Raw genomic sequence first — 22,159 nt, forward strand, 5'->3', positions numbered from 1 at the left:
CATGACACAAAGAAGCATGCCCGAGAGGAACAACGAAGGATTTCTCGAAAATCCGAACGACTGGACGCCTGAGATTGCCGCTATAATTGCTGCAGACGACCAGATCGAGCTGAATGAAAACCACTTGGAAATCATAGAGTTTCTGAGATGTTTTTACAAAGAACACGAAATGTCACCGCCCTCAAACCGACTGTTTGTAAAGTCAGTGAAGGAGGCTTTGGGTGAGGATAAAGGTAACAGCATCTATCTCATGCAACTCTTTCCTGGCACCCCTGCCAAAACAGCTTGCCGGATAGCAGGTCTGCCCCGGCCGACAAATTGCCTCTAGGGTTTGCGTCGTTCCAGATCTGCTGCACTGCCAAGCAAGCTGCTGAGCCCGTTCTCGAAAATACCGGAGCCAAACTTGAGGAATTGTCGAGTAGACTCCTTGACGGTGCCATCCCAGGCGTTTTCGGGTAGCTCCCTCAGGGTTTCAGCCACACCAACCTTTACACCCTGAGCTACACGGGGCTCAATTTCGTCAGTCATAGCAACAATCTCCGCCACCTTACGATCAAGGTAAGGCCGAATCACAAGCAGCCAAAACCCCAGAAGCACTGAAAGAACAGCGGCAGCAGTAACAGCAAACTGTGCGACAAGCATTGCCCAGACAGGCATGGAGCTCTCCTTTAATTCAATATTGAGTAGCTAAAGCGGGTAATTGATCAACGCCAAAAACTGTATGGTTCCCGCGATGGCGCCAAATATGCCACCAACAAACATGAGCTGTATCTCCTCCTCGCGAAATGCCGGTCGGAGTATGTCCTGAAACTCTGCTGGCTGCAGCGCTTTCATTTGCCCAGCCAATACCCTGGCCACAACAGGCGCACGCTCCTTGTTAAAAGCGGGGTCGCTGAATACGTCCTGTGTTGCATGAAGTGCCTGCTGATTCATTGCCTTTTTCAACTCGGTATAGCCGCTCATCCCAACCGTTACCTGAGCTGTAAGCTTCACTAGCAAGGAGTTGTCCATCAGGGGCCTCAAGTGCTTCTGTATAATTGCACGAGTGCGGTCGCCCCGACATCCGTTTATCATGGCATCCGCCACTTTCTCGACAGTAATCAGCTCTTCTGCAACCAAGGTTGCCCAGATGTCACTGATTTCAGGCTGGCGCCTCAGAAACAGCCCTTGTATATGCCAGAACAGAAAGCGGCGAGGCTTCAGAGGCGAAAAAATAAGATTAATCGCAAGCCAGTTCGTTACAAAGCCGATTACAAACCCGCCAACCGGCAGCAACCAAGGTTCGGGATAGCGCGACCAGAGCGGAGCAAGTACGCAGCCAAGAATGCCTCCGATGATAGCCCCACGGTTGATGACCGATCTGAGCTCAACCGCGCCGGCCTGCTTGAATATGCGGTTCATCAAATCGGGGTGCTGCTTCAACTCTCTGCTTAGCAGCGCTTTGAGATCAACCAGCTCATCAAGATCATCACCAAAATCCTCAACAAGATCTTCAATGCGAGCCGGCAATTGTTCCCGCGCCCATTGGTATATGCGCCTGCGCAAAAACATGGGCAAGTTATCCCAGAGCACCGGCTGAATCTCGTACATCATTTCATCAATGTATTCGTCGAGTCGTGGCGTTACCTGCGAAAGAACCTGTTCAACAATCTTTTGAGGCTCCAGCTTTTGATAAACGGCATTAAGATCACCAAACTGCCGAAGTGTTCGGTCGATACAGATATGGGCCATTTTCTCGGCTTTACGCGGAATTACGCCTTGCCAGCCAATAACTCCAAGGCCGACAAACTGCACCGGGTAAAAGGACATCTGTATTGCAAGCCAATTGGTAAACCAGCCTACCAAGGCGGCCATGATGGGCACGGAAATAAACGCAGCGTCAAACAAGCGGAACCCCGGTTTTCAAATACAGGCATTTTACCTGCAGCTTTTTTCATTTGTGGTCGGGCGGGCCATCAGTTGCCGCCTCTGATTGTAGAACGAATGATGCGATAGCCCGCAATCTGTGACATTGGCCGAGAAGCCATCGTTACACAGCAACTGTGGCAGCGAAATCAGGAAAAGCTTTAGAGCTGAGAACCAGAGGGAGAAAGAGTACAGCTGAAAGGAAAAGCAATGCACCCGGGATACCTGCGATGTATCTGGCAGATATTCCGGGATCTGACGTAAACTTACATCAGCAATGGCAACCGGGCTTAAAGCCTGCGAGCATTATTGGTAGTACGCGTTCTCGGTCTTCGAGTGATCCGTCACATCACGAACGGCTGTGATTTCTGGCACTCTGTCTTTGAGCGTGGTTTCTACACCCTGCTTCAGAGTAAGGCTAACCGCTGAGCAACCCTGACAACCGCCACCAAAACGCAATACTGCAACGGAGCCGTCGACAATTTCCACTAGCGAAACGTCACCACCGTGGGCCGCCAGGTTCGGGTTGATTTCTGAAGCCAGAACGTAGTTCACCCTGTCTGGCAAAGGCGCGTTTTCATCAACGTTTGGAACCTTGGCATTCGGGGCTTTGATCGTTAGCTGGCCGCCCATCTGATCCTTGGAATAGTCTACATACGCTTCTTCAAGGAATGGTACAGAGTTGTGATCCAGGTACAGCGTGAACTTTTCAAGATCGACCTGCTCATCTGTAGGTACAATCTCGTTGGGAGGGCAATAAGCCAAGCAGGTTTCAGCATTTTTAGTGCCCGGCTGGGTTACGAAAATCCGTACGCCCATGCCTTCCACATCCTGCTTTTCGATAAGTTGTGCAAGATAATCCCGTGCGGGATCTGTCACAGTAACCAATGCCATGTTATCAACCCGTTGGTAAGTTTAGATTCATTTTAAGGGAGTTCGTGGCAACATGAAAGACCAACCAATTTAGTTGGTCTTTCCCAGGGTAGTAACTTTCCCTTACCATAGGCCGTCCACACGAACTTGATGCAAGTAAAGAATAACTGGGCGCGGAACTACGACTGTCGCCAGCATTTTTGCTATGATCCCGCGCCATTGGACCAAACACGCCGTTAATGACGACATCCGGAATACTGACTATGACCGATCGCAATACTCGCCTGGAACAACTTCACAAAGCCCTGAAAGAGCGCATTGTGATTCTCGATGGCGGCATGGGAACCATGATCCAGAACCTGCAACTGGACGAGAAAGCGTTCCGGGGCGATCGGTTCGCCGACTACGACCGTGAAGTAAAGGGCAACAACGACCTGCTCAATATCACTCAGCCTGCCCTGTTGCGGAATATCCACGCTGAATACCTGGATGCAGGCGCAGATATTATTGAGACCAACACCTTTAACTCCACTCGCGTATCCCAATCGGACTACGGCCTTGAAGAAATCTCAAGGGAGCTGAACGTAGAGGCCGCAAAGCTGGCACGGCAAGTAGCGGACGAGTATACCGCCAAAGACCCTTCCAAGCCGAGATTTGTGGCAGGCGCCGTTGGGCCAACCTCACGCACGGCGTCTTTATCTCCCGACGTGAATAACCCTGGCTACCGAAACACTGACTTTCAGAGCCTGGTTGATAACTACTATGAATCGGTAGAGGGCCTGGTTGAGGGCGGTTGCGATATTATCCTTATCGAAACCATATTCGACACGCTCAATGCTAAAGCTGCCATTTACGCAACTCAACAGTACTTCGAAGACAGTGGTATAGAACTGCCTATCATGATTTCCGGCACTATCACTGATGCCTCCGGCCGCACGCTTTCAGGCCAGACAACAGAAGCCTTCTGGAACTCGATTGCCCACTCTCGCCCGATCTCTGTGGGGCTTAACTGCGCTCTGGGCGCCGATGCCTTGCGCCCTTACGTTGAAGAACTCTCAGCCAAGGCAGAAACCTACGTTAGTGCGCACCCGAATGCTGGCCTCCCTAACGAGTTTGGTGAGTACGATCAGACACCGGAAGAAATGGCTGAAATTATTGAAGGCTTTGCCCGCGACGGATTCCTTAATATTATTGGCGGCTGCTGCGGTTCGCGGCCTGACCATATCGAAGCCATAGCCAAAGCCGTTGCCAAGTACCCTCCCCGCAAGATTCCTGAGCGTCCAAAAGCACTTCGCCTATCAGGCCTTGAACCTTTCACAGGTGACGAAAACACTCTTTTCATCAACGTTGGTGAGCGCACCAACGTTACCGGCTCCAAGCGCTTCTTGCGCCTGATTAAAGAAGAGCAGTATGAAGAAGCCCTGAGTGTTGCCCGGGACCAGGTTGAGAACGGTGCTCAAATCATCGATATCAACATGGATGAAGGCATGCTGGATTCCAGGGAGGTGATGGTCACCTTCCTGAACCTGATTGCCTCCGAGCCGGACATCTCACGCGTGCCCATCATGCTCGATTCATCCAAATGGGACGTCATTGAAGCCGGGCTACGCTGCATTCAGGGGAAGGCGGTGGTTAACTCCATCAGCCTTAAAGAAGGCGAAGAAGCCTTCATTAAACACGCAAAGATCTGCATGCGATACGGCGCGGCTGTTGTGGTTATGGCCTTCGACGAACAAGGGCAAGCGGACACCTTTGAGCGTAAAACCGAAATTTGTAAGCGCTCTTATGACGTTCTGGTCGGCATTGGCTTCAATCCGGGCGACATTATTTTCGACCCGAACGTGTTTGCCATCGCCACCGGCATTGAAGAACACAACAACTACGCAGTGGATTACATAAACGCCTGTCGCTGGATTCGGAAGAACCTGCCCCACGCATCCATTTCAGGTGGTGTAAGTAACGTCTCCTTCTCCTTCCGTGGCAACGATGTGGTGCGTGAAGCCATCCACTCCGTGTTTCTTTACCACGCCATCAAAGCCGGCATGAACATGGGTATCGTAAACCCCGGGCAGCTGGTTATTTACGATGAGATTGAGCCAGAGCTGAAAGAGCTGGTTGAAGATGTTGTACTCAACCGTCGCGAAGATGCCACGGATCGCTTGTTGGAAATTGCTGAGCGTTTCAAGGGTAAAGGCGGCAAAACCCAGGAAGAAGATCTGGCCTGGCGTGAATGGCCCGTCATAAAGCGGCTAGAGCATTCGTTGGTTAAGGGTATTACGAACTTCATTATTGAAGATACAGAAGAATGCCGCCAACAGGCCGAGCGCCCGATTCATGTAATCGAAGGCCCGCTGATGGACGGCATGAACGTGGTTGGCGACCTGTTCGGCGACGGAAAGATGTTCCTGCCCCAGGTAGTTAAAAGCGCCCGAGTTATGAAACAGGCGGTTGCCCACCTTATTCCCTTTATTGAAGCAGAGAAATCTGAAGACCAGCAGGCTAAAGGCAAAATCCTGATGGCCACGGTTAAGGGCGATGTTCACGATATAGGCAAGAACATTGTTGGCGTAGTGCTGCAGTGCAACAACTACGAAGTGATTGACCTTGGGGTTATGGTGCCCAGCGATAAAATTCTGGCCGCAGCCAAAGAGCACAATGTCGACATCATCGGCTTGAGCGGCCTTATCACACCGTCACTGGATGAAATGGTGCATGTTGCCCGTGAGATGCAGCGCCTGGATTTCCATCTGCCATTGATGATTGGCGGTGCCACCACATCCAAGGCACATACGGCTGTTAAAATTGAGCCCCACTATAAAAACGACATTGCCCTTTATGTGTCTGATGCCTCTCGCTGCGTGAACGTCGCTTCACAACTGCTCAGCAAAACTGCCAAGCCTAAACTGGTTAGCGATGCGCGTGAGGAATACGACATGATCCGGGAACGCCGCAAGCAGCGCGGTGACCGCACCAAGCTCGTCAGCCTGAAAGAAGCTCGGGCACGGGCTCCGGAAATCAACTTTGACAACTACGTTCCACCCAAGCCGACCTTCACGGGAATACGGCGGTTTGAAGAGTACGACCTGAAGGAGCTTGAACCTTACATCGACTGGACGCCCTTCTTCATCTCTTGGGATATCGCCGGCAAATATCCCCAGGTATTCGACGACCCCAAACGCGGTGAAGCAGCGCGAAACCTGTTTGATGACGCCCAGGTTATTCTTCGCAAAATGGTTGACGAGAAGCGCGTAAGCGCCTCTGGTGTGATTGGTTTTTGGCCAGCACACCGCCGTGGCGATGACATTGTGGTCTATACAGACGAAAGCCGCACTGAAGAGCTAACCACCCTGCACCACTTGCGCCAGCAGGATGAAAAAGCCCCGAACAAGTCGATGATGGCGCTGTCAGATTTTGTGGCAGAAGAAGGTTCTGAGCATTGCGACTATGTTGGTGGCTTTGCGGTAACCACCGGTATCGGCGCGGAAGAAATGTCGCTGGAGTACAAAAACGCCAACGACGACTACAACGCGATCATGGTCAAAGCCCTCGCAGACCGCTTGGCGGAGGCCTTTGCAGAACGCATGCATGAGCGGGTACGCAAAGAGTTCTGGGCATACAACAGCGATGAGCAACTGGCTAACGAAGATCTGATCAAGGAACGGTACCACGGAATTCGTCCGGCGCCTGGCTACCCGGCCTGCCCTGACCACACAGAGAAAGCGACTCTGTTCAAGCTGCTCGATGCCACCGCCCAGACCGGTATCGAGATTACAGAAAGCTTTGCCATGTTCCCAACAGCTGCGGTTTCGGGTTGGTACTTCTCACACCCTGAGTCCAAGTTTTTCTCTGTGGGTAAAATTGGCGTAGATCAGGTTGAAGACTATGCTGAGCGTAAAGGCCTTTCAAAAGCGGAAGCAGAGCGCTGGTTGGCACCAAGCCTTGCCTATGATCCAGCGGAGTAAAGGCCAGGCTCGCACCCAATCAGGATGAGTTTTTATGGCAGATACGCCAGGCAAAGATAAAAACAAAAACGAAAAGCCTCAAGGGCCAGGTGTTTTAAAAGTAATCCAAAGCGTGGCTGCCGGCGCTCTGGGCGTTCAGTCCAGCAAGCGCCGGGAAGAGGATTTTGGCAGCCACAGCCCATGGCCCTATGTCATTGGTGCCCTTCTCTTCACCGGCCTCTTTATCGGCACTCTTATCGTGGTTGTGCAGATGGTTTTGTCTGGCCGGTAATCCTTACTGGCCAGATACCCACAGCACCGCAAACGCCACAACGAGCCCAATAATTACTACTGCAGCTACAGCGTCAATGGTGCTATCTGATTGCATCGAGTCCTTCATTCCCTGCTCCTGTTATGTAAAACCTGCAACTTTGATGTTGAGTGAGACGACCGCTCACTTAAGTTTCTCCGTATCAGTAAAGCACCAAATTGACATTCGTCCAGCTCACCGCGCGAGCCCTTATCACCATAATCGATAAACATATCTTGAAATAATCGTTTCTAGTATAAGGGGCGACTGTTATCCTTCGTTTCAGATATAAGGCGCCGGCTTCCATAACCACGCTTTCACGATATTATTTCCGCGGGATCTCTCTACTATGTACGTATACGACGAACACGATCGGCAAATGGCTGTCGAGCGGGTTGCACAATTCCGGGACCAGACCGAAAGGGCTTTGGCCGGTGAATTGGCTGAAGATGAATTTTTGCCCCTTCGTTTGCAGAACGGGCTATACGTGCAGCGGCTCGCACCCATGCTGCGCATCTGTGTGCCTTACGGCATGCTGCGCTCGGTTCAACTTCGCCGCCTGGCCCGTATCACCCGGGATTACGACAAGGGTTATGCGCACTTTACAACCCGCCAGAACATTCAGCTAAACTGGCCCAACCTGGAGGATGTGCCTGACATTCTTGCCGAGTTGGCAGAAGTCGAAATGCACTCCAACCAGACCAGCGGTAACTGCATCAGAAACACCACAACTGACCAGTTTTCTGGCGTACAGTCCGATGAGCTTACAGACCCGCGGCCTTACTGCGAAATCATTCGCCAGTGGTCTACGTTTCACCCGGAATTCGCTTACCTGCCCCGGAAGTTCAAGGTTGCGGTAAACGCCTCAGAGAAAACTGACAGGGCGGCCATTCAGGTTCACGACATAGGTCTTCAGATTGTACGTAATGAAGCAGGCGAACTGGGCTTTCGGGTTCATGTAGGTGGTGGTCTCGGGCGAACGCCCATGGTGGCTCCGGTTATCCGAGAGTTCCTGCCGGAACTCGACCTGCTGACCTATCTGGAATCGGTTCTCCGGGTTTATAACCGCTATGGCCGCCGCGACAACAAATTCAAAGCCCGCATCAAGATTCTGGTGAAGGCGCTAACGCCAGAAGGCTTTGCGGAGAAGGTTGAGGCCGAGTGGGCTCACATCAAGGACTCCCCCAGCCGACTAACCCCGGAAGCTATCGATCGCATCAAGGCCTATTTTACCGAGCCGGCTTACGCCGTCCTGGATAATGCGACTGAACTTCTCGCCCAGCAAAGGTTCGAGAATCGTGGTTTCGACCAGTGGCTGAAATACAACGTGGATACTCACAAAAAGCCTGGTTATGCGATTGTTTCTCTGACTATGAAAAAAACCGGGACCCCACCGGGAGATGTGACGGATCGGCAGTTAGAGCAGATTGCAGATCTGGCCGATGAATACAGTTTTGGCGAAGTTCGGGTCACCCATGAGCAGAATGTGGTGTTGGCCGATGTGCGTCAGGATCGTTTGCTGGAACTCTGGCAAGAGATTGTGCCTATGGGGTTTGGCACCGCCAACCTGAACATGCTGACGGATATTATTTGCTGCCCGGGCGGTGACTTCTGCGCTCTGGCAAATGCCAAGTCGATCCCTGTGGCAGATGCGATTCAGCGCCGCTTCGATAATCTGGATTTCCTGTACGACCTTGGTGAAATCGATTTGAATATTTCAGGCTGTATGAATGCCTGCGGTCATCACCACGTAGGAAACATCGGTGTTCTTGGGGTAGACAAGAAAGGTGAGGAGTTCTACCAGGTGAGCCTTGGTGGGGCATCACAACACGACGCCACTATCGGCAAGATACTGGGCCCATCTTTTGCTCGGGATGATATGCCGGATGTGATCGCCAAGATTATTGACGTGTACGTTAACAAGCGCACGGAGGAAGAATCGTTTCTGGATACCTACCGCCGTGTTGGAATTGATCCTTTCAAGGAGCGGGTTTATGCCTGACATTATTTTCCGGGATGGCAGCATCCGTCAGAACCAATGGAATGTGGTACAGCGCCCTGAAAATGGCGAAGCTTTGGATATTCCAACACAGCAGCGCGTGTTGATTCCAGCTGACCTGTGGGTTGAAAATCGTGAGCGGTTTATTGGTAATGACGACGTCGGCGCATGGCTCGATAGCCATGATGAGCCGGAGATTCTGGCAGATTATGTGAATGATCTGCCGATGATTGCGGTTAACTTCCCCAAGTTCAGCGATGGCCGGGGCTATAGCTCTGCTCGCCTTTTGAGGGAGCGGTTTGGCTTCAAGAATGAGCTGCGGGCAATTGGGGATGTGCTGCTGGATCAGCTTCAGTTTATGAAGCGTTGTGGCTTTGATACTTATGAGTTGCGCCCTGATAAGGATATTCGCAAGGCGGCTCGGTGTCTGAATTTCTTCAGTCAGGGGTATCAGGCTGCTACGGATACCGACATGCCGTTATTTCGGCGTCGGGCTTCTTAACCGTAAACGCTTGAGTCCACAGTCAGGGCCGGAAGGCCTGTCAAAACACGCTGTTAATACGTCCGTGTACGCTCGGCTCCGCCATCCATGGCTCCGCACGGTTTTGACAGGCCTTCCGGCCTTGACTGTTCAAACTATGGCGTTTTAGATCGCGTGATCTAAAATGATTTTTCCTGATGACTCGCCTTTCAAAAAGGCGTTTAGCGCACGTTCCAGATCAGCACGGCCAATCCTTTTTGCAGACGCTTCCGTCTTCTCGCACTTCCAGTCACCCGCAAACTTTTCCCATACGGCTTCTTTGTCCGCCAGCGGAATCTCCACTGAATCAACACCCAGCAGGTTTACACCCCGCAGGATGAATGGAAGCACCGTTGTTTGTAGCTGTGGGCCAGCAACCAGTCCGCAGCAGGATACGGAACCGCCCGGTTTGATTTGCTTTAGCAGTTCGGCAAGAGGTGTCCCGCCTACTGTATCCACCGCGTTGGCGAAGGTCGGTTTCAGTATGGGTTTCTTGTCTTCGGCCAGTGCGTCGCGGCCAAGCACTTGTGTTGCACCCAGAGCTTCGAGGCTTTCGGCATGGTCGGCTTTGCCGCTGATCGCGACTACGTCGAAGCCAAGCTTTGCCAGCAGTTCTACAGCAACGCTGCCAACTGCACCTGAGGCACCGGAGACTGCCACTCTGCCCTGCTCTGGCCTAGCACCCATGGTCAGGAGTTTTTGCACGCACAAACCGGCTGTGAGGCCGGCAGTGCCGTAGATCATGGCGGCTTGAGCACCCCAACCAGAGGGCATGGGAACACACCAAGCGGCGGGTACCCGGATGTACTCGCCAAAACCGCCAGCGGTGTTCATGCCCAAATCATAGCCGGTTACGATAACCTGGCTGCCTACCGCCGGGGTTCCCGTGGCGGACTCAACCACTTCGCCTGCAGCGTCTATGCCTGGTGTATGTGGAAAGGATCGACTAACGCCTTTGTTTCCAGAGGCCGAAAGCGCATCTTTGTAGTTCAGCGAGGAGTGGCTGACTTTTATCAGCACTTCGCCAGCCGGGAGATCGGCCGTGCTCAGGGTCTGTTCTGTGCCTTTGTAGTTGCCATCTAGCTCTTCAACTCTCCAGGCTTTGAATTCGACATCGCTGGTCATGGCCTTCTCCAATTTTAGTTAGCTACTGGATTTTCTGGTTGCGAAACGCACTCAACACTTTCCATACGGTGTGTTCCAGCGCAGAGCTGGTTGCCAGCCCGAGTTTTTCAGGCAAGGTTCGTTTACGTTCGAATGACACTGATACTACGTCTGCCCTGTCACAAGCCTCAATGAGATATTCGTCGGAGGTTTTGATCTCATCAATCAGCTTTACGTCCAAGGCACGTTTTCCGAACCAGATATCACCGGTAGCTACTGCCGCAATATCCAGCTCTGGCCGGCGCTCGCTAACGTAGTCTTTGAACAGGTCGTGGGTGTCTTCCAGATCTGCAAGAAACTTCTGTCTGCCTTTATCGGTATTCTCCCCGAATATGGTCATAGTGCGCTTATGCTCGCCCGCGGTCAGAATCTCAAAGTCGACGTTGTTTTTCTTGAGCAGGCGATGGAAGTTTGGCAGTTGTGCCACAACGCCAATCGAGCCAAGAATCGCAAAGGGCGAAGCAATGATACGATCTGCCACGCAGGCCATCATGTATCCACCACTTGCCGCCACCTTATCGACACAAGCGGTCAGATGAATGCCTTTGCTGCGAATACGATCAAGCTGTGCAGCCGCCAAGCCATAGGAGTGCACCAGCCCGCCGCCACTTTCCAACCGGATAACAACTTCATCTTTGCCGGGCTCAGCCACGCTTAATACGGCAGAAATTGCCCTGCGCAGTGGGTCGGTATCACTTGCTTTGATATCGCCGTCAAAATCCAGCACAAAAATCCGTGCTGGCGTTGTTTCTGGCTTATCTGTATCCGGTTTCTTGGCTTTATCCGCCTTTTTATCAGCTTTCTCTTTTTTCTTTTTAGCCTTGCTCCAGGCTTTCAGTTCCTGGTCAGTCATCAGGCGTGCCTGAATAGATTCCCGCAATTTGCGGTACTTTTCGTTGAGCTTACGTATTTGCAGCTCACCGTCGTCGTCTTCTCCGTCTTTATCTTTCTGGGTTGCTGCAACAATAATTGAAACCACCACAACTGCCGCAATAACAAAGGTGATCACTTTTGCCAAAAACAAACCGTATTCAGTCAGGAACGCCAAATCGCTTCTCCAGCCAGTTAAGCAAGCACGAGAGTGTAACTTACCGAAACTCTGGTGATAAGCAGAGCAAAAAAATTAAAACAAGCGTTCGATCGGGCTTGACAGTGATTAAGTCTCCCCATAAAGTCGGGAAGCGAAGTCGGCTCTATCCGGCAGCTGCCAACGATGGCTTGTGAAGCCATGCATACAAAGCAGTTTTCAATACAAGACAACCACCAAACAAAGGGTAAAAAAATGTCTGTAGATCAAATCTTTGAAAAGCTCGAGCAGAACTTCAACGCAGATGCCGCTCAGGGCCTGGACTTGGTATTCCAGTTTGATATCGAAGACGACAAGACCCACCACCTGGTCATCAAAGATGGCACATGCAAGCTGCACGAAGGCCCTCACGACGATCCTTCTGTAACACTGATCATGAACTCTGAAACCCTGCAGGGTATCGTGTCTGGCGAAACCGACGGCATGCAAGCTTTCATGGCTGGTCAGCTGCGCGCTGAAGGCGACATGATGCTGGCTACCAAGCTGGGTGAGCTTTTCAACATGGGCTGATTTCGCCCCTGTGAGCAGACCAACGCTCATAAAAAACCCGCGCATTGCGCGGGTTTTTTATTATCTGGAGGAGCGTTTCAAACACTCATCAAAGATCCACATCATCCAGGGATGTTTCCGCCAAACGCAGCAGATCTACGTTACTCTCCTCACGCTTGCCAATCCCCTCAATATAGTACTCGAGAGATGTCAGTGCATCCGCCAAAGCTTCCAGAACCTGGTTCCCCGGTGCATCGCGAGAATCCAGCATGCGTTCCTGAATAGAGGCTGCCACACGCTCAAGCACGTGGGCAGCGCCTGGGTCATTTATCATCTGCAACCCGCCCCAAATGCTGTGCAGGGTTGCAGGCAGGTTAGCCAAATGAAGCTTGTCATAATCCGACTCCACAAACGCGGTAATCGCGCGCTTCGCCAACGTTAATGCGCCACGGGCTTCATCCGCAACTACATACACAGCTTCCTTGAAGTACATAGACTCTTCACGGCTGCGCTCGCTGCCCGCCAGTGCGTCAGTTTCAGCGGTAATGCCCCGGCTGACGATTTGCATAACAGCGTCTTCAATACCCAGCACAGAATCCGCAAGGCGGAAAAGCTCTTCCTCTCCGGGCAACCGTGATTCTGCTTCCCAGTTGCGAAGCCTGCCTGCTTCTTCGCGAGCTATGGTCGCAAGCCGATTAAGGTCCAGCATAACCAGGGTGTTAGAAAGGCGTTCCAGAGCATCTGCAATGGAAGACAGCTCTGCCAGATCCGGCTCTATGCCGCGCTCGATAATATCCAACTTGTCTTTTAGCTGGTTGAGTTCATCTTGCAGTGCCTCGGATAGCGACGTCAGTACGTCAGTACCAGGGCCGTACAATCTTCTTGCATGGGCTTCAAGAATGGAATCCGGAAACTCAGCTGGTGTGAGCTGGAATTCTGAAAGTACACGAGTCACTTCGGGATTACCGGAGCCACTGCGATAAAGCAGATATACCAGGTCGCGAATGAGTGAATCGGGCGCATCTTTAGCGGTTGCTACCTTGCCGACATACACCAGTTCCCGCGAGTACTTTTCAATGCGCATAAACGTGCGCTTGCGGGCTTTGGTAAACGGCATGGCACGGTCAAGCATGGTGTCTGCCACGATCGCAACGAGGCACCACATTTGTCCCATTGGGGCACCTTGACACAAACGAACAAAACCACGAGCGGCGCGGCTTATGAGTTTTTGGCTCACCACAGGGTTTCGATCCCTGAGAATGCCGAGCAAAGCTACCTGAAACGTAAGGCGCATCCGCCGGGCAACGATTTCGTACTCAGCCTCATTACCTTCAAAATCAGACACCTTTAAACCAGCGCAAAAATTCCGCTGATCTTTTACGTCCACATCAAAAAAGCAGGACTCGGGATAAGGTTTTTCCCGGCGAGCTTCTCGCAGTTCGTTAATTACGGGCAATAACAATTCAGGATGGTCTGCACGCTGCTGATGGTAGTACTCAACATAGCGGCGAAGAATAAACAGCGCATTGCTCAAGGTGGTGAGTAGTATGTTCTTGTCATCGTTGGCGCCGACAGGAACATCGTTGGCCATTGCCACGGCCTCCTGGCACAGAAGCGTACCACCGCGAAGCTCCACCAGGATAAAGATGCCACGAAGCTGATTGAGGAAATCCAGACAGTTCTGCAAATCCTCCCCGCTTTCACGGTTTTCCTGAAAGCGCTCAAGACTGGATTCTGCCTGCTTGATGGTCTGCTCTATTTCACTTTTGACCAGATCAAACGACTGCGATTTCGTCGCAAGAGACGATTGAACCATAAACGCTTCCTGTTAATCTGCGGAAACTACCGCACCTTCCTAGTGAACTGTAGGCCGACAAGGCTGCGTGCCAGACCTTTTTGTTGTTGAGCTGGCTCAAACTTTCCTGAACTGAGCCCGTACACTTTGCACTAAAAACTGACGTACTTATCACTACTTATAACATAAAACTCGAGTACCTCAACAAGGCTGGCGTGTAACAATTAGTACAGGCCGACACAGTTCTCATTCTGCGCCCTCGAGTTTACTCCAGACAGTTTCACCTGCCTTCTTTTCCATAGCAGACATGAATGCCTGATGCGCCTCTGATTCAACGTCTGTGGCGGCAACAACACGCAAACGGGGACGGTCAGGACTCAACCGTCGAATTCCTCCCCCCATGCCTCCATTATCCGACCCGGCATCCAGCGACAAGGCTGTCTGCCCACCGGTGAGAAGCAGATACACCTCTGCAAGGATCTCGGCATCCAGCAGAGCTCCATGCAGCTCCCGGTTACTGTTATCAACGCCGTAGCGTTTACAAAGGGCGTCCAGGTTGTTCTTCTGCCCAGGGTGCTTGGCTCGCGCAATCGCAAGGGAATCGACAATACCGCAGTAATCCGCCGTTTTGCGCACAGGTTTGATCCGGCCAAACTCCGAATCCATGAAACCCACGTCAAACGCGGCATTATGAATAACAAGCTCTGCACCCTTGATGAACTCGAAAAACTCATCAGCAATGTCTGCAAATTTCGGCTTATCCACGAGAAACTCGTTGGTAATCCCGTGGATAGTGATGGCTTCGGCTTCGATTTCCCGCTCAGGGTTCACGTACACATGGTAGTTACGCCCTGTGAGCTTGCGCTCCATCATCTCGACACACCCGATCTCGATGATCCGGTGACCTTGTGCCGGGTCAATACCGGTGGTTTCTGTATCCAGTATTATCTGTCTCATAATTCCCACATTAATCCAGTTCAGCAACGCCCTTGTTCGCAAGTTCGTCTGCGAGTTCGTTATCCGGCACACCTGCGTGGCCTTTTACCCAGTGCCAATTAACCTTGTGCTTACTGGTTTCCGAATCCAGTTCCCGCCAAAGATCCTCGTTTTTAACCGGCTTTTTCGCTGATGTTTTCCAGCCGTTACGCTTCCATCCTGAGAGCCATTCAGTAATTCCCTTCCGTACATACTGGGAGTCCGTGTACAGCTCAACTTCGCAATCGCGCTTGAGTGCTTTTAACCCCTTGATTGCAGCCATTAACTCCATGCGGTTATTAGTGGTGTGCCGCTCTCCACCGTGCATGGTTTTTACCGCATCACCATAGCGCAGAACAACACCCCAGCCACCTCGGCCCGGGTTACCTTTGCAAGCACCATCGGTATACACAATTACCTTCCCCGACATTCAAACTCCCACAATTAATGGCCCTGTAGGCCTGTCATTTTTCCGGATGGTCACGGCTCTGTGGCGAGCATCCCCGCGCAGCACCAACTGTACCCGTTCCAGACAAACCCAAAACGCTACTTTGCCGCCAAACATGTCGCCGTGGGATTCGCGCACACACCCGTTTTTTTGCAAGGATACAGTAATAGGCCCCAACCGGCAGAAACCTGTAACCAGATAATCGCTCACCCAGCACACCCGTCCCCTTGCGACCACTGCGCTGGAAAGGTAAACGATAAAAGCGAGTCAGGGATGTTTCAACCTGAAAGTCCAGCAAGTGGAGCCAGTCTTCCATTCGTCCACGGGACAAGAACCGCCCACCCCACGGGCCACCATTATGGCGCGATATCAGCCTTCGCATTCCCCATAAACTGACCGGATTAAAGCCGATCAGAGCAATCATGCCATCGCCTCGCAACACCCGGGCAGCCTCTCTCAATACCTGATGGGGATAAGGCGAAAAATCTGCGGTATGGTGGAGGACCACAAGATCTATTGAGTCCCCGGGAAAGGGCAATTCGTCGGCATCGCACACAACCACCCCGTCAGGTATGTTGGCAAAGCAGCTGGGGGTAGTCATGATTTTCTGGGAAAAGTCAGTTCCATTTGCCAGTGGAAGCCGATGACTAATGCCAACCTGAAGCTGCCGCGCTCCCGTCAACCGATTCAGTCGCTGCTCAAGAAAAGCCCGTTGGTCTGCCAGCAACCTGCGCCCAAGCGGTGTCTGAAACCAGTTTTCAAAGCTCTCGCTCCTGGATGAATAATCAACGTTCTGGGCATTCTTCACACTGCCATTACTCCCGTCTTGAATAATCGGCAAGGACAACCCCGAATTCACCGACTGTTGGGGCTACGACCGTAATGCTCTATCATATGAGACAAACTTGCCAAGCATTTACGGGGACATCTGATGCTCACCATCTCCGCCATACCGGCATTCAACGACAACTACATCTGGTGCATTGCAGACACAGATACCGGTAAAGCCCTGATTGTGGACCCTGGCCAGGCAAAGCCGGTTCAGGATCATCTCGCAGAACAGGGGCTGAAACTGGACACGATTCTCGTTACCCACCACCATCCTGATCACGTTGGGGGCATCAAGACTCTGGTTCAGGACAATCCAGATTGCCGCGTAACCGGACCAGCAGAATCACCCTTTAAAGGTAGCACCAACCTTGTACATCCGGGCGACGAAGTGATTTGGAGAGATATCACTTTCCAGGTTATGGGTGTTCCAGGGCACACTCTTGATCACATTGCCTACTTCACCGACGTTGAAATCGGTGGGCGCCCAGCTCTGTTTTGTGGCGACACCCTTTTCGTTATCGGCTGCGGCCGGCTCTTTGAAGGCACACCGGCCCAGATGCTGGAGTCCCTGAAGTCCATTCGTGAACTCCCAGGTGAAACGGCCATTTACTGCGCCCACGAGTACACCCTTTCCAACCTTCGCTTCGCCCGCAGTTTACTGCCGGATGACAGCAAACTTGAAGCCTTTGAACGCCATTGCAAAGACAAGCGACAAGCAGGTGAACCTACCGTGCCGTCAGTTCTTGAACAGGAAAAGCAACTTAACCCGTTTTTACGCTGGGACGACCCCATGGTAGTAAGTGCAGCCAAACGCTATGCAGCCGAACACGGTCTGCCGGTGGATTCGGACAGTGCGATCTTCGCTGCAATTCGTCACGGTAAAGATAACTATTGATCGGTTAACAAAACCTCTCAATGTCGTAACGAGAGGTTTCTTGACCCTATTAAACGAGCTCCCATAGAATCGTTTAAACTTTTGCTCCTAACTCATTAAATATGCCGGGTTTTCAGACACAATCCCAGCGACAATCCAGACTCGGAAAACGCCTATGTTGGTTAAACGTTTGCCCCTGCTTTTTATTCTTGGTGCTTTGGCAGGCGGCTGCAGCTCTCTGTATCTTTCCAAAGAATCTGCATCTGAAAACCCGCTGGACTCGGAAGAGGTAACTCTCGCTGCCGGAGATGAAGGGCTTAAAGAATCGGTGGAAAGTGGCAAAGACAGTGACGCAGTACGAAATGAGCCACTGGATGACGCAATCGCGCCTGAACTCAAAGTTGCCGCACGGGAAGCTCGGGAAAAACTGGATAATCCGGATCAGAATATCACCACAGAAGTTGCCGGACAGGCAGATATGTGGGACCGGCTCAGAGCCGGGTTTATGTTGGACCACGATATTGACAACAAGCGTGTTCAGGACCAGCTTAACTGGTATGCGCGGCACCCAGGCTACATAAACCGGGTAGTCGAGCGCGGAAGCCGGTACCTTTACCACATTGTTAACGAAACTGAGAAACGAGGTCTTCCAGCAGAATTCGCACTGTTACCCGTGGTAGAAAGCGCATTTGATCCCTTTGCGTACTCCCACGGCCGGGCAGCAGGGCTCTGGCAATTTATACCCTCAACAGGCAAGTACTTTGGGCTGACTCAAAGCTGGTGGCACGATGACCGCCGCGACGTAATTGCCGCTACGGATGCCGCCCTCACTTACCTTGACCGCCTGACCACTCGCTTTGGTGGTGACTACACCCTCGCCTTGGCTGCATACAACAGTGGCGGCGGCACGGTTTCCAGCGCCATGCGCCGGAACCGAAAAAGCAACAAACCCGAAGATTTCTGGTCATTACAGCTACCGCAAGAAACTCGACATTACGTCCCAAAGCTGATTGCGCTGGCAAAGATATTTGATGACCCCGAAGCCTACGGTATAGAGCTCCCTGCCCTTCTGGACGAACCCTATTTCGATATCGTTGACACTGGTGGGCAACTGGATTTGGCCCAGGCAGCGGAGCTTGCGGGGGTCGACATCGATGAGATATACCTGCTAAATCCCTCGTATAACCGCTGGGCAACCTCTCCGGAAGGCCCCCATCGATTGCTGGTGCCGCACAAGAATGCTGAAAGTTTCCGCACAGCTCTGGCGGAAATCCCACCGGAAAAACGCGTGTCCTGGCGTAACTATGTCGTCAAATCGGGTGACAGCCTGAACACCATCTCCAGAAAGTTTTCCACAACCCCGGCGGTGTTGCAGCAGGTCAACAATTTGAATAGTGACCTGATTCGTATCGGCCAACGGCTAATGATTCCCTCAGCATCAAAAAATTCCGATGCCTACGCTCTCAGCGCATCCCAGCGGCTAGAGCGCAAGCAGGACAAAAAACGGGCAGGAAGCAAGCTGCGCTATACCGTGCGCCGTGGCGACACCTTCTGGGATATTGCCCGCGAGCATCGGGTTTCAGTACGCCAGGTTGCGGCCTGGAATGGTATGGCGCCCGGAGACCCTCTCATACCCGGCAAGGAGTTGGTGATCTGGTCAAATACAGCCCAACCCACCATTGCCTCAGCTGACAGCACCCGTGGCAAAGCCATGGTCCGCAAGGTGGGCTACCGCGTTCGTAAAGGCGACTCTCTTGCCCTCATTGCCAATCGTTTTTCGGTAAATGTGCGAGACATCGCAAGCTGGAACGATCTGAACACCTCCCGTTATCTGCAACCAGGGCAAAGTCTGGTACTCTACGTCGACATCCGGAACAGCCCCTGATCATCACCTACTAAGGGCCGGAACTTTCAGTAAGTATAAGAATCATAAAAATTTAGCAGACAGGAGCGCGGGGCAGGATGCCCGGCGCGTCAGCTTAAAACACCTGAATGTGCGAGACCCATGACAAGAATCTTTACCGCCCCACGCCTTACAACATTTTTTTCAGTTCTGGCTCTTTTTGCTTCTCCCACCTCTTTGTATGCCAGCGATTCATCAACAGACACTGAGCAGCTCGAAGCCCAACCGGTCCACGGCATGGCCATGCATGGCGCGCCCAGATATCCGGAGGGGTTCAGCCATTTCGACTACGTTAACCCCGAGGCGCCAAAAGGTGGCGCTCTGAAAATGGCCGTAGTGGCTAACGGTTTCGACACCTTCAACCCCTTTGTTATTCGCGGAGTTGCCGCAGCGGGCATCAGTAACTATCTCTACGACACTCTGCTGGAGTACTCGGCAGACGAACCCTTCTCCATGTATGGGCTCATTGCGGAGTCACTGGAAACCCCGGAAGACCGCAGCTATGTGGTATTCAACCTCCGGGAATCAGCACGTTTTCAGGATGGCGAGCCCATCGAGGCGGACGACGTAAAATTTTCCTTTGAAATCCTGACCACCCAGGGGCACCCGTTTTACCGCAATTATTATGCGGATGTGAGCAAGGTAACGATTGAGAACCCTCACCGCATCCGTTTTGATTTCCAGGAAACCAGCAACCGGGAACTACCCCTGATTCTCGGCCAGATGCCTATTTTCCCGGCGCATTACTGGGAGAATCGTGAGTTTGGCAAGAACGGACTGACACCACCCGTTGGAAGTGGTGCATACCGCATTGGCAGCTTTGAAGCAGGCCGCACGATCGAGTACGAACGACAGGACGATTACTGGGCAAAAGACCTTGGCGTGCGTAAAGGCCGGTTGAATTTCGACCGTGTTCGCTACGATTACTATACCGACGATACGGTTGCACTGGAGGCATTTAAAGCGGGTAGCTTTGATTTCAGAGTAGAAACCTCTGCCAAAAACTGGGCAACAGCCTACACCGGTGAAAAGTTTGATAACGGCACTATCATCACTGAAGCCATTGAACACCACCGCCCCACAGGTATGCAGGGCTTCGTGTTCAACACCCGCAAGAAAGTGTTCAGCGATCCCCTGGTACGGGAAGCACTCACTTACGCATTCGATTTTGAGTGGACCAATAAAAATCTGTTCTATGGTCAATATGACCGCACCAACAGCTACTTCGAAAACAGTGAACTGGCAGCAACCGGCCTGCCAACTGGCCGGGAACTTGAAATACTCGAAGCTTACAAGGACAAGTTGGACCAGGACATCTTCACCAAAGCATTTGAAGCACCCTCCACAGATGGTAAGCAAGGCCTGAGAGGTAACCTCAGAACAGCGATGGAACTGCTGCGTTCGGCGGGTTATGAAGTTCGCGACGGTAAAATGGTGCATACAGAAACAGGCAAACAACTGGCCTTCGAAATACTGTTATTCCAGAAAACCTTTGAGCGAGTTGTCCTGCCCTTCAAAAATAACCTCGCCCGTCTGGGCATTGATATGTCTGTGCGCCTTGTGGACAGTAATCAGTACGTTCAACGTGTGCGTGAGTTCGACTACGACATGATTACCCAGGGCATCGGCCAGTCAGACTCCCCGGGTAATGAGCAGCGCGAGTATTGGCACTCATCCACGGTAGATGCCAACGGCTCGCGCAACTACGCTGGCGTGAATGATCCGGTAGTCGACGAACTGGTAAGCCTTGTAATTCAGGCCCCAAATCGGGATGAACTGGTACAGCGCACCCGCGCGCTCGATAGAGTTCTGCTGCACGGGCATTACGTGGTACCACACTGGCACCTGGCTAAAGATCGCGTTGCCTACTGGAGCCACTTGAAACATCCGGAAAAGACTCCCAAAAACGGCACCGACCTCGACGACTGGTGGGCTGAGCCCTGAGGAAGTAGCCGCTAAATGGGCATTTATATACTCCGGCGCCTGGCGCTGATTATTCCTACTCTGATCGGCATTTTGCTGCTCAACTTCGTGATCATTCAGGCTGCGCCTGGTGGCCCGGTTGAACAACTGATTGCGGAAATGGAAGGCCACGGCGGCAGTGCCCTGGCCCGGGCAGGTGGCGGCGATACAGGAGGCGAGGTTTCCAGCGCTTCCAGTGACCGCAGGGGCTCCCGAGGTATTCCTGATGAAATGCTGAAGGAAATCGAAGTCATGTATGGCTTCGACAAACCCGCCCATGAGCGTTTCTTTAAAATGCTCAAAGACTACGCCACCTTCAATTTTGGAGATTCTTTTTTCCGGGAACGAAGTGTCACCGAGCTAATTGTGGACAAGATGCCTGTGTCTATCTCCCTTGGGCTCTGGTCTACCCTGATCATCTACTTTATATCCATACCGCTTGGCATCCGTAAAGCAGTGACAGACGGTTCCCGTTTTGATGTGTGGAGCAGTTCTGCCATTGTTATCGGCTACGCTATTCCGGGCTTCCTGTTCGCTATCCTGCTCATCGTCCTCTTTGCCGGTGGTAGCTACTTCGATTGGTTCCCTCTGCGAGGACTGACCTCTTCCGACTTTGATCAGATGAACTGGTACCAGCAGGTTGGCGATTATTTCTGGCACCTCGCGTTGCCGGTTACCGCCAACGTGATCGGCGGCTTCGCCACACTCACCCTGCTCACCAAGAACTCATTCCTCGACGAAATTGGCAAACATTATGTGGTAACAGCAAGAGCCAAGGGTCTGGATGAAAAGCAGGTTCTGTACGGGCACGTTTTCCGCAACGCTATGCTGATTGTGATTGCGAGCCTTCCCGGTGTTCTTGTTTCGCTGTTTTTTACCGGCTCGCTATTGATTGAGGTGATTTTCTCCCTGGACGGCCTTGGTCTGCTTGGTTTTGAAGCGGCGCTAAACCGGGATTATCCGGTTATTTTTGGCACTCTCTTTATTTTTACGCTCATGGGGCTCGCTCTGAAACTGATCAGCGACATTACCTATGTGCTCGTAGACCCCCGCATCGACTTTGAAAGCCGGGAGGGCGCGTAA

The 22,159-nt window shown here is 52.2% G+C and carries 19 protein-coding genes; 10 read left to right on the plus strand and 9 right to left on the minus strand.

The genetic code is table 11. The annotated features are described in order from the left end of the window. Window position 1 precedes the first annotated feature (1 nt). The gene (locus FE848_RS00230) at window positions 2–328 is read left to right on the plus strand and encodes a TusE/DsrC/DsvC family sulfur relay protein (protein WP_200200739.1); all 327 of its coding nucleotides are present in this window, start codon (window positions 2–4) and stop codon (window positions 326–328) included. Here the strand turns inward: FE848_RS00230 and FE848_RS00235 are convergent. From FE848_RS00235 to nfuA, 3 genes are all read right to left on the minus strand, one after another. Next, window positions 325–657, minus strand: a complete 333-nt coding sequence (locus tag FE848_RS00235; protein WP_200200740.1) for a hypothetical protein — start codon at window positions 655–657, stop codon at window positions 325–327. The two genes, FE848_RS00230 and FE848_RS00235, sit on opposite strands and share 4 nt — an antisense overlap. A 30-nt stretch (window positions 658–687) precedes the next feature. After that, on the minus strand, window positions 688–1,887 hold the full coding sequence (locus FE848_RS00240) for a DUF445 domain-containing protein (protein WP_200200741.1): 1,200 nt from the start codon (window positions 1,885–1,887) through the stop codon (window positions 688–690). Between the two features lie 324 nt (window positions 1,888–2,211). Next, window positions 2,212–2,799, minus strand: a complete 588-nt coding sequence (gene nfuA, locus FE848_RS00245; RefSeq protein ID WP_227714611.1) for a Fe-S biogenesis protein NfuA — start codon at window positions 2,797–2,799, stop codon at window positions 2,212–2,214. A 242-nt stretch (window positions 2,800–3,041) separates the two neighbouring features. On the opposite strand from nfuA, the gene metH reads away from it, so the two are divergent. From metH to FE848_RS00265, 4 genes are all read left to right on the plus strand, one after another. Then, complete coding sequence (gene metH, locus FE848_RS00250) at window positions 3,042–6,740, plus strand: methionine synthase (RefSeq protein WP_200200742.1); 3,699 nt, start codon at window positions 3,042–3,044, stop codon at window positions 6,738–6,740. 34 nt (window positions 6,741–6,774) lie between these two features. Beyond that, window positions 6,775–7,011 carry a DUF2970 domain-containing protein gene (locus FE848_RS00255; protein WP_200200743.1) on the plus strand — a complete coding sequence of 79 codons (237 nt, stop codon included), beginning with the start codon at window positions 6,775–6,777 and terminating at the stop codon, window positions 7,009–7,011. A gap of 367 nt (window positions 7,012–7,378) precedes the next feature. Continuing rightward, window positions 7,379–9,031 (plus strand): nitrite/sulfite reductase, encoded by a 1,653-nt coding sequence (locus tag FE848_RS00260; RefSeq protein ID WP_200200744.1) that lies wholly within the window; start codon window positions 7,379–7,381, stop codon window positions 9,029–9,031. Continuing rightward, a complete protein-coding gene (locus FE848_RS00265; protein WP_200200745.1) occupies window positions 9,024–9,530 on the plus strand; it encodes a DUF934 domain-containing protein in 507 nt (168 codons plus the stop codon). Before FE848_RS00260 ends, FE848_RS00265 begins: the two co-directional genes overlap by 8 nt. A gap of 144 nt (window positions 9,531–9,674) precedes the next feature. On the opposite strand, the gene FE848_RS00270 is transcribed toward FE848_RS00265, so the two are convergent. Beyond that, window positions 9,675–10,673, minus strand: a complete 999-nt coding sequence (locus tag FE848_RS00270; protein ID WP_200200746.1) for a YhdH/YhfP family quinone oxidoreductase — start codon at window positions 10,671–10,673, stop codon at window positions 9,675–9,677. Between the two features lie 22 nt (window positions 10,674–10,695). Further along, window positions 10,696–11,760 (minus strand): protease SohB, encoded by a 1,065-nt coding sequence (gene sohB / locus FE848_RS00275; protein ID WP_200200747.1) that lies wholly within the window; start codon window positions 11,758–11,760, stop codon window positions 10,696–10,698. Between the two features lie 234 nt (window positions 11,761–11,994). Here sohB and FE848_RS00280 point away from each other — a divergent pair, with 234 nt between their 5' ends. Further along, complete coding sequence (locus FE848_RS00280) at window positions 11,995–12,309, plus strand: SCP2 sterol-binding domain-containing protein (protein WP_200200748.1); 315 nt, start codon at window positions 11,995–11,997, stop codon at window positions 12,307–12,309. A gap of 88 nt (window positions 12,310–12,397) precedes the next feature. Here the strand turns inward: FE848_RS00280 and FE848_RS00285 are convergent, their stop codons facing one another. The 4 genes from FE848_RS00285 to FE848_RS00300 all read right to left on the minus strand — a co-directional run bounded on the left by FE848_RS00285 (window position 12,398) and on the right by FE848_RS00300 (window position 16,314). Beyond that, window positions 12,398–14,104: a chemotaxis protein gene (locus FE848_RS00285; RefSeq protein ID WP_200200749.1), complete on the minus strand. Its 1,707-nt coding sequence runs from the start codon at window positions 14,102–14,104 to the stop codon at window positions 12,398–12,400. 225 nt (window positions 14,105–14,329) lie between these two features. After that, complete coding sequence (gene dnaQ / locus FE848_RS00290; RefSeq protein WP_200200750.1) at window positions 14,330–15,040, minus strand: DNA polymerase III subunit epsilon; 711 nt, start codon at window positions 15,038–15,040, stop codon at window positions 14,330–14,332. Between the two features lie 10 nt (window positions 15,041–15,050). After that, the gene (gene rnhA / locus FE848_RS00295) at window positions 15,051–15,488 is read right to left on the minus strand and encodes a ribonuclease HI (RefSeq protein ID WP_200200751.1); all 438 of its coding nucleotides are present in this window, start codon (window positions 15,486–15,488) and stop codon (window positions 15,051–15,053) included. Between the two features lie 34 nt (window positions 15,489–15,522). Beyond that, a complete protein-coding gene (locus tag FE848_RS00300; RefSeq protein WP_200200752.1) occupies window positions 15,523–16,314 on the minus strand; it encodes a methyltransferase domain-containing protein in 792 nt (263 codons plus the stop codon). Between the two features lie 123 nt (window positions 16,315–16,437). On the opposite strand from FE848_RS00300, the gene gloB reads away from it, so the two are divergent. The 4 genes from gloB to FE848_RS00320 all read left to right on the plus strand — a co-directional run bounded on the left by gloB (window position 16,438) and on the right by FE848_RS00320 (window position 22,159). Next, window positions 16,438–17,232 (plus strand): hydroxyacylglutathione hydrolase, encoded by a 795-nt coding sequence (gene gloB, locus FE848_RS00305; protein ID WP_200200753.1) that lies wholly within the window; start codon window positions 16,438–16,440, stop codon window positions 17,230–17,232. A 154-nt stretch (window positions 17,233–17,386) separates the two neighbouring features. Further along, complete coding sequence (locus FE848_RS00310; protein ID WP_200200754.1) at window positions 17,387–19,096, plus strand: LysM peptidoglycan-binding domain-containing protein; 1,710 nt, start codon at window positions 17,387–17,389, stop codon at window positions 19,094–19,096. 120 nt (window positions 19,097–19,216) lie between these two features. Continuing rightward, window positions 19,217–21,058, plus strand: coding sequence for an extracellular solute-binding protein (locus tag FE848_RS00315; RefSeq protein ID WP_200200755.1), 1,842 nt, complete (start codon window positions 19,217–19,219; stop codon window positions 21,056–21,058). A 15-nt stretch (window positions 21,059–21,073) separates the two neighbouring features. After that, entirely contained in the window at window positions 21,074–22,159 is a 1,086-nt protein-coding gene (locus FE848_RS00320) for a microcin C ABC transporter permease YejB (protein WP_200200756.1), read from the plus strand.

The organism is Marinobacter sp. 1-3A (assembly GCF_016597775.1).
GTDB lineage: Bacteria > Pseudomonadota > Gammaproteobacteria > Pseudomonadales > Oleiphilaceae > Marinobacter > Marinobacter xiaoshiensis.